At 72.1% G+C, this 10226-nt stretch carries 10 protein-coding genes and 1 pseudogene; 4 read left to right on the top strand and 7 right to left on the bottom strand.

Annotated features, from left to right (window positions below):
• Positions 1-361: pseudogene (locus tag ACWGH4_RS22945) on the top strand (universal stress protein); the annotation flags it as partial.
• Positions 362-447: 86 nt separating this feature from the next.
• Here ACWGH4_RS22945 and ACWGH4_RS22940 read toward each other — a convergent pair.
• The 4 genes from ACWGH4_RS22940 to ACWGH4_RS22925 form a co-directional block, all read right to left on the bottom strand.
• Complete coding sequence (locus ACWGH4_RS22940) at positions 448-972, bottom strand: gluconokinase (RefSeq protein ID WP_453463860.1); 525 nt, start codon at positions 970-972, stop codon at positions 448-450.
• Positions 973-1033: 61 nt separating this feature from the next.
• Positions 1034-2461, bottom strand: a complete 1428-nt coding sequence (locus ACWGH4_RS22935; protein ID WP_453463857.1) for a glucose-6-phosphate dehydrogenase — start codon at positions 2459-2461, stop codon at positions 1034-1036.
• Positions 2458-4281 (bottom strand): glycoside hydrolase family 15 protein, encoded by a 1824-nt coding sequence (locus ACWGH4_RS22930; protein ID WP_453463854.1) that lies wholly within the window; start codon positions 4279-4281, stop codon positions 2458-2460. Before ACWGH4_RS22930 ends, ACWGH4_RS22935 begins: the two co-directional genes overlap by 4 nt.
• A 71-nt stretch (positions 4282-4352) precedes the next feature.
• Complete coding sequence (locus ACWGH4_RS22925; RefSeq protein WP_453463851.1) at positions 4353-5387, bottom strand: NAD(P)-dependent alcohol dehydrogenase; 1035 nt, start codon at positions 5385-5387, stop codon at positions 4353-4355.
• A 229-nt stretch (positions 5388-5616) separates the two neighbouring features.
• Between ACWGH4_RS22925 and ACWGH4_RS22920 the strand changes: the two genes are divergently transcribed.
• From ACWGH4_RS22920 to ACWGH4_RS22910, 3 genes are all read left to right on the top strand, one after another.
• Positions 5617-6663 (top strand): lactonase family protein, encoded by a 1047-nt coding sequence (locus ACWGH4_RS22920; protein ID WP_453463848.1) that lies wholly within the window; start codon positions 5617-5619, stop codon positions 6661-6663.
• Between the two features lie 43 nt (positions 6664-6706).
• Positions 6707-6883 carry a hypothetical protein gene (locus ACWGH4_RS22915; RefSeq protein WP_453463845.1) on the top strand — a complete coding sequence of 59 codons (177 nt, stop codon included), beginning with the start codon at positions 6707-6709 and terminating at the stop codon, positions 6881-6883.
• Between the two features lie 94 nt (positions 6884-6977).
• Complete coding sequence (locus ACWGH4_RS22910; RefSeq protein ID WP_453463842.1) at positions 6978-7634, top strand: HAD family hydrolase; 657 nt, start codon at positions 6978-6980, stop codon at positions 7632-7634.
• A gap of 64 nt (positions 7635-7698) precedes the next feature.
• On the opposite strand, the gene ACWGH4_RS22905 is transcribed toward ACWGH4_RS22910, so the two are convergent.
• The 3 genes from ACWGH4_RS22905 to ACWGH4_RS22895 are packed head-to-tail and all read right to left on the bottom strand — an operon-like array spanning position 7699 to position 10107.
• A complete protein-coding gene (locus ACWGH4_RS22905) occupies positions 7699-8151 on the bottom strand; it encodes an ester cyclase (protein ID WP_441267303.1) in 453 nt (150 codons plus the stop codon).
• Between the two features lie 22 nt (positions 8152-8173).
• Positions 8174-9250 (bottom strand): zinc-binding dehydrogenase, encoded by a 1077-nt coding sequence (locus ACWGH4_RS22900; protein WP_453463838.1) that lies wholly within the window; start codon positions 9248-9250, stop codon positions 8174-8176.
• Positions 9247-10107: an NAD(P)H-binding protein gene (locus ACWGH4_RS22895; RefSeq protein WP_453463835.1), complete on the bottom strand. Its 861-nt coding sequence runs from the start codon at positions 10105-10107 to the stop codon at positions 9247-9249. Before ACWGH4_RS22895 ends, ACWGH4_RS22900 begins: the two co-directional genes overlap by 4 nt.
• Positions 10108-10226 lie beyond the last annotated feature (119 nt).

The following is a 10226-nucleotide window of genomic DNA, read 5'->3' as shown; positions in this document are numbered from 1 at the left end:
GCGCGGTGTCCCGCTGCGCGCGGCGCGCGCCTGGAACCTGCCCGCCATGTTCACCTACGAGCCCGAGCTGGTGCGCCGCGCGGACGAGCACGGTGGGTGGGAGGAGGTCCACCGTCATGACCTCGCGGACCTTCTGGCGCCGTGGCGCGAGCGGTATCCGCAGGTCCCGGTGGTGGAACATGTCCAGGCGGGTCCGACGGCGGAGATGCTGGTGTCCTTGGCGGCGGCGGCTCAGCTCCTCGTGGTGGGGCGCCGCGCCGAACCCCGAAGCCGCTATGTGGGGCATGTCGCCCACGCGGCCCTCCACTTCGCCGACGCGCCCATCGCCCTCGTTCCGCAACCGACGGACGCGGACCGGTAGGAGGGGGCGCCGAGCGGGAAAGAGGGATCGACGCCGCGTCGCCGGTGAAGGCTCCTGACCGGCCGGGGGCCGCCGAAACCGGCCGGTCATCGTCGGGGAAGCAGTTGCGTGGCCGTTCGGACGATGTCCGCGGGAGGCGGTGCGGCGTCCAGGGCGGCTCCCCTCTCGTCCGGTTCGAGCGGCTCGAGCGTCGCCAGCTGGGAGTCGAGCAGGGTCTCGGGCATGAAGTGGCCGCTGCGCCCGCCGAGCCTTTCCGCGAGCACCTCCCGGTCGGCCGTGAGCTGGAAGAAGAACACGGCGGGGCAGGCCGAGCTCAGGACGTCCCGGTAGCGTCGCCGCAGGGCGGAGCAGGCCGCCACTCCCCCACTGCCGGTGGCGTCGTGGTCGCCCAGCCAGCGTCCGACGGACTCCAGCCACGACCGGCGGTCCCCGTCGTCCAGCGGAACGCCCGAGGCCATCTTGCGGATGTTGTCGGGAGAGTGGAAGTCGTCCGCCTCGGCGAAGGGCACACCCAGGCGCGCGGCCAGCAGCCGGGCGACCGTCGACTTGCCGGCCCCGGACACCCCGGTGACCACGACACACGGAGGACGGCTCTCAGCAGGGTGGGTCATCGGCTCTCCTCCCGTACCGGTGTGCGGTCACCGGTGCGGCACGGCGGTCGTGGGTGCGCTGTCAGGAGTCGGCCGGCACGACCGTCCCCTCGTGCAGCAAGTCGTCCCGCCGCTCAGGGCTGATGTGGCGGGGAGGGGGCCCGTCCGAGCCGGCCGGATACTCCTCCAGGGGTACCAGGTCCCTCTCCCAGGCGGACAGGACCGGCTCGACGACGCGCCAGGACTCCTCGGCCTCGTCGCCGCGGATGGACAGGGCGGGGTTGCCGTCGAGGACGTCCAGCAGGAGACGGCCATAGGCCGGCAGTTCGGGGGCGTCCATCTCGGCGGTCAGCGACAGCGGTGCGAGGGTCTCGGCACGCGAGCCGGTCGCGGTCATGTCCATGGTCAGGCTCTCGGGTTCCAGTCCGAAGCGCAGCACGTTGGGCCGGATGTCCTTGTCCTGCCCGAAGGGCAGGTGAGGAACGGAACGGAAGCGCACCGCGACCTCCTTGCGGTCCTTGCCGAGGGCCTTGCCGCTGCGCAGTCGGAACCGGGTGCCCGCCCAGCGCCAGTTGTCGAGTTCCAGCACGATCTCGGCGAAGGTCTCGGTGCGGCGCCGCGCGTCGACACCGTCCTCGTCGACATAGGCGGGCACGTCGTGTTCGCCGACCCGGCCCAAGGAGTAGCGGGCGCGGCGCGTGCGCTGCACGAGGTCGTAGTCGGTCAGCAGCCGCACCGATCGCAGCACGTCGACCTTCCGGTCGCGCAGGTCCCGCTCGCCGAGGGTGAGCGGTGGTTCCATGGCGACCAGGCACAGCAGTTGCAGCAGGTGGTTCTGCACCATGTCCTTCAGCGCGCCCACGTGGTCGTAGTAGCCGGCCCGGCCTTCCAGGGCGAGGGTCTCGTCCCAGACGATCTCGATCTCGGCGATGTGTGTGCTGTTCCAGATCGGTTCGAGCACCCGGTTGGCGAGCCTGCTGCCGAGGACGTTCTGAACGGTCGTCATGGCCAGGAAGTGGTCGACCCGGAAGACGGCGCGCTCGGGTACGAGATCGGCGAGCAGCCGGTTCAGTTCCTGTGCGCCGGCGAGGTCCTCGCCGAAGGGCTTCTCCAGGACGATGCGGCTGCCCGGGGGCAGTGCCGCCTCGTGCAGGGCGGTCACCGTCGCCGGGAAGAGCGCCGGGGGAAGGGCGAGGTAGACGGCTGCGGGGTCTTCCCCGGCGACGGCCGCGGCCACGTCGACGGGGTCCGTGACGTCGGCCCTGCGGTAGTCGGCCGACGCCGTGACGGCCCGCCGGGATGCGGCCGGCAGGTCGGCGCCGTGGCGGTCGAGCTGGGTGCCGGCCCACTGCCGGTACCGCTCGCCGTCCCAGTCCTCCCGGCTGGCGCCCGTGAGGCGGAACCGGTCGTCGATGTGTCCCGCCGCGTGCAGGGCGGCCAGCGCCGGCAGGAGGAAGCGGCCCGTGAGGTCGCCGGTGCCGCCGAACACGACGAGTCGTCGGACGGTCATCGGGAACCGCCCCTCGCCCGTTCGAGGTTGACTCCGCTGGCGATGATCCCGATGTGGCTGAACGCCTGGGGGAAGTTGCCCATGAATGCTCCCGTGGTCGGGTCGATCTGCTCCGACAAGAGCCCCAGCGGGCTCGCTCGCGAGCACAGCGACGCGTACAGTTCCTCGGCCTCCTCCAGCCGGCCCTGCCCGATCAGGTTGTCCACCATCCAGAAGCTGCACAGGACGAAGGCTCCTTCGTCGCCCGCGAGGCCGTCGGGGTGCTCGTCGTGCAGATAGCGGTAGAGCAGCCCGTCGCCGGCCGAGAGGCGTGTCGCGACGGCACGGGTGGTCGCCACCATCCGTGGATGGCCGGCCGGTACGACGTGGCGCAGCGGCAGGTTCAGCAGGCTCGCGTCGACGACGCCGCCGCCGTCGAGGTACACGCTGAGCGTCTGTGCGTCCTCGTCCCAGGACTGCTCCAGGATGAGGTCGCGCAACCGGTTGGCCGCGTCGCGCCAGCCGCCGATGTCGCCGGGCAGGCGGAAGCGTTCGGCGATCTGCGCCGCCCGGTCCAGGGCCACCTGGCACAGCCCGGCGGAGTAGGTGAACGGACGGCCCTCGCTGCGGATCTCCCACAGGCCCTGGTCCGGCCGGTGCCAGGCGTGGCCGGCCGCATCGGCGAGCCCGGCCAGACTGGCCCACATGGCGGGCTGGATCTCGCCGCCCCGGCGCAGCCACTGGTCGGCGCAGTCCAGGATCTCGCCGTACACGTCGTGCTGGCGCTGGTCGGCGGCGCCGTTGCCCCAGCGGACGGGCGAGGAGCCTCGGTAGCCCTCCAGTTCGGCGTCCTCGGTCTCCTCGGGCACCAGGTCGCCGTCGAGGGTGTACATGATGCGTGGCAGGCGGCTGCGTTCGAAGGCGTCGAGGACCCAGCCGAGGAAGGCGTCGGCCTCGCCGTGGAAGCCGATGCGGCGCAGCGCGAAGACCGCGAAGGCGGCGTCGCGGATCCAGGCATAGCGGTAGTCCCAGTTCCGGATTCCTCCGATGGGTGCGGGCAGGGAGGAGGTGGGGGCGGCGGCGAGCGAGCCGTTGGCCCAGTCGTCGCACATCTTCAAGGTGATCGCGGCACGGCGGACGAGTGCTTCCTGCGGGCCGGCGTAGTCGCAGGACCGCATCCACCGCCGCCAGGCGTCCTCCGTCTGGCGGAGCATGGCGTCGGGGTCGAAGCGGTGGTGGCGGTGGAAGCGTCCCCAGGACAGCACGAGGTCGAGACGGTCTCCCTGCCGCAGCTCGTGCACGGTCACGAGGCCGCTCAGGGGCCGGTTGGAGCGCAGGTGAAGGCGCGGACCGGCCAGGCCGGGTTGGACCTCCAGTCCGCTGTACAGCTGGTGGGCCTGCGCGCCGCCGCGGGGCTCGACCGCCACGTCGAGGCGCACTTCTCCGTCCAGGACCAGCACGGAGCGGACGAGTTCCCCGCGGCCCGAGGGCGCGTCGTCGGACAGGTCGGCCCCGGAGCGCAGGACCAGCGCGTCCGTGACGCGCACCAGGCCCGTGTCGCTGCGCAACTCCGTGTGCAGCACGCCGGTGTCGGGCTCGTACCGCTGCCGCGCTTCGCGCAGGTTCCGCGGGGTCACGGTGAAGTGGCCGCCCCGGGTGTGGTCCAGCAGCCCGCAGAACACGGGTTCGGAGTCGAAGCGGGGCAGGCACATCCACGGGATGGTGCCGTCGAGGCCGACGAGCGCGGCGGTCGTGCCGTCGCCGATCAGGCCGAGGTCCTCGAGCGGCAGGTAGCCGTCCGGCCGGCGAAGGGGCCGGAACGGCGGGTCGGAGTCGTGCATTCCGTTCGCTCCTTGGCCGGATCGGGGGCTTTTCGCACGTGTACCTGTCGGGCCGGGGGGCCGGCGTCGGTCTAGAAGCTCACCAGCACCTTGACGGTGTCCTCCAGCTTCTTGTCCGACACCTCGAAGGCGCGTTCCATCTCGTCGAAGGAGTACGTGTGTGTCGTCATGCGCGTGGGGTCGAGGCGGCCCTTTTCCAGGATGCGCAGCAGGCGTTCCATCCGGAGCCGTCCGCCGGGGCAGAGGCCGGAGGTGATCGTCTTGTCGGCCATGCCCACGCCCCAGGCGACGCGGGGGATGCTGACGTAGTCGCCGGACCCGAAGTAGCCGATGTTGGAGATCGTCCCGCCGGGCTTGGTGATTTCGACGCCGGTCTTGAAGGTGACGTCGGCGCCCAGCGCCTCGATCGCCGTGTCCACCCCCTGCCCGCCGGTCAGTTCGAGAACGCGCTCGGTCACGTCCTCGCGGGTGAAGTCGACGATCTCGTCGGCTCCGTAGAAGCGCGCGAGTTCCTGCCGGCTCGGCACGGACTCGACGCCGATGACCAGTCCCGCGCCCAGGAGTCTGGCCCCGGCCGTCGCCATCAGTCCCACGGGGCCCTGGGCGAGCACGGCCACGGTCCCGCCCATCGGGATGTTGCCGTGCTCGGCGCCCATGAATCCCGTCGAGAGCATGTCGGCGCAATAGACGGCCGCTTCGTCGGAGATTTGGTCGGGGATTTTCGCGAGGTTGGCGTCGGCGTCACCCACATGGAAGAACTCGGCGAATACGCCGTCCTTCAGGTTCGCGAACTTGAACCCCCCGAGCGGTCCGCCCGACTGGGAAGGGAAGCCGTTCTGGGAGGCCGGATCGCCCCAGTCCGGAGTAATGGCACCGACGAGGACACGGTCGCCCGGCCGGAAGTCCTTGACGTCGCTGCCCACGGATTCCACGACGCCGACCGCCTCGTGCCCCAGCGTCAGGTCTTCCCGCGGCCCGATGCCTCCCTGCACCGTATGGGAGTCGGACGTGCAGATCAGGGCCTTCGTCGTCCGCACCAAGGCATCGCGGGAACCGACGTCGGGGACCGGCTTGTCCATGAAACCCACCGTGCCGATTTCCTTCATGACAAATGCCCGCACTGTTTCGTCCTCCTGTCGGTTCTTCCCGGTCGGGGGAAAACGCGCAGCCGTCGGTACCCCGGATTCGCGCCGCCGCTGTCCGCCCGCGGCGGGCAACCGCTCCAGACTCGTTGAGGCCGACCCCGGCCGCAAGCCGCCACCTCGGGCATTGGTGCACCCCGGGGAAAAGAGGAATCGGCCCGGTCTGCCGGACCGTCCCCTAGGGTGGTGGCCCATGAACGGCACGGACGCTGTGAGGGCTTTCATCGGTTGCTTTACGTCGGACGGGGGACGGGGGATCGTCCAGGCCGCGGTGGATCCGCGCACCGGGGCCCTGACCGCGGCGGGCACCGTCGAGACCGTTCCCGACCCGTCGTATCTGGCTGTCGGGCACCGTGAGCGGGGTCCGGTTCTGTACTGCGTGTCCGAAACGGCCCAAGGAGCGGTCGCCGGGTTCGACGTCTCGGGGCCGGTCCCCCGGCCGCTGGGCGAGCCCGTCCCGACGGGAGCGGCCGACCCGACGCACCTCACCGTCTGTCAGGACCACTTGGTGACGGCGGACTACGGGTCCGGGAGCGTCACCGTGCTGCCGCTGGCCGCCGACGGCACCCCCCTTGCGCCGAGCAGCGTGCTGCGCCACGAGGGGTCCGGGCCCAACCCGGACCGCCAGTCGGCCCCGCACGCCCATCAGGTGGTCCAGGACCCCTCGGGAAGGTGGGTGCTGAGCGTCGATCTGGGCACCGACTCGGTGCGGGTCTGCTCCCTGGACCCGGGCACCGGGCAGCTCGCCCTCCACAGCGTCATGGGCCTGCCGCCGGGCACCGGCCCGCGCCACCTCGTCTTCCACCCGCGCGGGGACCACGCCTACGTGCTCGGTGAGCTGCGGCCCACCGTCACGGTGTGCCGCTGGGACCCGGCGACCGGGGTGCTGCGGCCGATCGCGGAATGTCCGCTCTTCCCCGACGGCGCCGGCGTTCCGGTGCAGCCGTCCGCCCCCGTCGTCTCCCGGGACGGCCGGCACCTGTGGGCGGCCGTACGGGGTACCGACACCATCGCGGTCCTCTCCCTGGAGGAGACCGGTCAGGCGGCGCGGCTCCTGACGTCGGTGCCGTGTGGAGGCCGCTGGCCGCGCGACCTCGTGCTGCACCCGTCGGGCGCCCACCTGTATGCCGTCAACGAGCGCTCGGGCGAGGTGACCTGGTTCGGCGTCGACGCGACGGGGGTGCCGCGCCGAGCCGGGTCGCTCGCCGTGCCGGCGGCGTCCAGTGTCGTCTTCGTGTGACGCGGCCGCTTTCACGGCCGGCGGCCGTACCGTCGGTGATCCGGTGTCCGGTCGGACTCAGTACCGCGGCAGGGCGGCCACACCGTCCGTCGCACGGGCCGGGGGCAGGATCTCGGTGAAGGCGGCGCCGCTCAGCACGGCCGCGCGCAGCAGCAGCGGCGCCGCGGGGGCGCAGCACGCCTCGTGCCCGGTCCTGGTGGTCCGTGGCGACGAGCGGTGAGCAGCGGCGGCTGATCCGGCGCGGGACGCCTGCGGAGGGCACGGCGGGGACCTGACGGGGTGTCCGGGCGCAGGGGCTGCGTACGCTGCCGCTCATGACTGTGAGCGGCGTGGAGCTGGTGATCTTCGACTGTGACGGTGTGCTGGTGGACAGCGAGAGGATATGCGTCGAGGTCGACGCGGTGATCATGGCCGATCTGGGGTGCGCGTTCACCGAGGCCGAGATCGTCGAACGGTTCGTGGGCTCGTCCACCGAGGTGTACACGGCGGCCGTGGAGGAGCGTCTGGGACGGCGGCTGGAGAAGGGCTGGCAGCAGAAGTACGAGCACCTGTACGAGGCGGCCTTCGCGACCGGGCTGACCGCGGTCGACGGCGTCACCGACGCGCTGGACGCTCTCACCGCGGCCGTGTGCGTCGCCTCGAACGGTGATCACGCCGGTATCAGGCGCAGTCTGGACATCGTCGCGCTGTCCGACCGTTTCGAGGGGCGGATCTTCAGCGCTGCGGACGTGGCCCGGGGCAAGCCCGCGCCCGACCTGTTCCTGCATGCCGCCCGTTGCCTGAGTGTGGAGCCCGGGGCGTGCGCGGTGATCGAGGACAGCGCGTACGGGGTCAAGGCGGCGCGTGCGGCCGGGATGCGGGCCTTCGGCTACTGCGGCGGCCTGACCCCGGCCTCCCGGCTGGCGGGGCCGGGCACGATCGTGTTCGACGACATGCGGGATCTTCCCGGGCTGCTGGCGGCGGCCGGCTGAGCCGGGGCACGGACAAGGGCCCGGGCCGTGTCGGCGGCCCGGGCCCTTCGGTGGTGCGGCAAGGTCACAGGACGTCGGCGGCGACGAAGCCCAGTTCCTTGAGCATCGGCAGGTAGTTGAAGACGTCGTAGTGCTCGATGATCTTCCCGGCGTCGTCGAAGCGCAGTTCCTCGAGCATGAACCAGGTGACCTTCTTGCCGGTCGCGGCCTTGCCCATGAAGTCGCCGAGGTGGGTGGCGGTCACGGTGATGCGCAGGATGACGCGGTCGCCCTGCGAGACGGCGCTCTTGACGTCCAGGTGCAGGTCGGGGAAGGCGGCGAGGCCGCCGCGCATCGCCTGCTTCATGGCCTCCGAGTCGACGGGGCGGTCCTCGGAGAAGTGCCGGATGTCCGGCGACCAGTGGATGAAGATGCCGTCCAGGTCCCAGCGGTTCCAGGCGGCGGCGCAGTCGAGCGCGATCTGCTTGTTGCGCTCCTGGACACTCTGGATGGGCAGTTCGGCGAGCGTTGCGGTCATGGTGAGGGTTCCTTACCGGTCTTCAGGGGATCAGGACGTGCTTTCCGACGGTGGCGCCGTCCAGCAGGGCGCGTACCGCGGCCGGGGCCTCGGCCAGCCGGTGGCGGCCGGCGATCTCAGGGCTCAATACGCCCTCGTCGACCAGCCGGTACAGGGCGGCGAGGTCGGTCCGGAAGTCGTCGCCGGGCTTGACGTAGTACATGCTCTGGCGGCGGCCGCGGGTGAGGTGGAGCTTGCGGGCGATGAAGCGGGCGGCGGTGCGGCGCAGTGCGGGCACATGCGGCCTGAACCACTGGCCGGGCCGGTAGCCGGCGACGGAGGAGTCGAAGGAGACGAGGGTGCCGCCGTCGGCGAGCATGGCCCAGCCGGCGTCGAGGCCGCGGCCGCCGATGTGGTCGAAGACGGCGTCGACGCCGTCGGGCGCCAGTTCCCGTACGGCGGCGGCGAGGTCGTCGGTGCGGTAGTCGAGGGGCTGTGCGCCCAGGGCGCGCACCGCGGGGTGTTTGGCGGGTGAGGCGGTGCCGATGACGTGCAGCTGTGCGTGGACGGCGAGCTGGGTGAGCAGGGTGCCGACGCCGCCGCTGGCGCCGTGCACGAGCACGGTGGAGCCGGCGGCGAGCGCGGTCTGCCGGTGCAGCATCTGGTAGGCCGTGACGCCGTTGGTGATCAGGGAGACGGCGACGGCCGCGTCGAGGTGCTCGGGCACCGCGGCGAGCGAGGTGGCGGGCACCTCGACGTACTGCTGCCAGGCGCCGTGGCGGGGCATCGCGGCGACCCGGTCGCCGGTGGTCCAGCCGGTGACGTTGTCGCCGGTCCCAACGATGCGGCCGACCAGGTCGTAGCCGGGCACGAAGGGGAACTTGGGCGGGAAGGGGTGCAGGTGCTGGAGCATCTGCACCTCGGCGAAGGACACGCCGGCGGCCTCGACGCGGACGACGACCTTGCCCCGGCCGGCCGTGGGCCGTGGGCCGTTGCCGGCGACGATGTGGTCCTCGGGGCGGCCGCTGCCGGTGAGCTGCACATGGGCGTTGGCCGTCTCACCACCGGCGGCGGGGGCGGCTGCGTGGCGGGCGGCGGCTGTGCCGGTGTCGACGCTCACGCCGCCACCGTCTCGCGCCGGGGGGCGAAGTCGGCGGCGTGGTCGGCGGCCCACCGGGCGAAGGTGAGGGCCGGGCGGCCGGTGACCTGCTCGACGGTGTCCAGCGGCACGGGCGGGTTGTCCATGGCGTCGGCGAGGTAGCCGAGGATCATCTCGACGACCGGCGGCGGCATGAAGTGGCCCATCTGCTCGCGCGCCTGGTCGGGGGTGATCTCCTCGAAGGCGACCTCGGTGCCGAGGGCGGCGGCGATCGCCTTCACCTGGTCGGCCTGGGTGATGGCCTGAGGGCCGGTCAGGACGTACGCCTGCCCGGTGTGGCCGTCCTCGAGGAGCGCGGTGGCGGCCACCGCGGCGACGTCGGCCTCGTGGATCAGCACGCGCGGCGCGCCGCCGTAGGGGGTGCGCACGACGCCCTCGGTGCGGATGGAGTGGCCCCACTTCCACAGCAGGTTGGTGGCGAACTCGTCGGGGCGGACGAAGGTCCACGCGATGCCGGACTCCTCCACGGCGCGCTCCACGGTCCGGTGGTGCTCACCGCTGTGGTTGTCGCCGGAGGTGTCGAGCACGGACGAGGAGGAGAGCACCACGATGCGGCGCACTCCGGCCTCCTTGGCGAGGGCGACGACCTCCCGCGCGGTCTCGGGGACCGGGAAGAGGTAGAGGCGCTCCACGCCGTTCAGGGCGGCCCGCAGCGTCTGCGGCTGCTCGAGGTCGCCCTCGAACACCTCGACGCCGTCGGGGAGCCCCGCTGCGGCCGGGGTGCGGGTCAGGGCCCGCACCCGCGCTCCCGCCGCCACGAGGTGGTCGACCACATGCCGGCCGACGGATCCTGTCGCTCCTGTCACCAGAACTGTCACGCCTGCTCCACCCTGTCGGTCCCGGCTTCCCCGAGACTCCTCGGACCTTGGTGGTGCAAGGCTGAACAGCCCGGCTGGAGGGTCCCCGGAGACTGGCTGGAACGCGATCGGGGCCGGGA

This window comes from Streptomyces sp. NPDC054847 (assembly GCF_053610925.1).
This window is presented reverse-complemented; position numbering and strand designations above follow the sequence as displayed.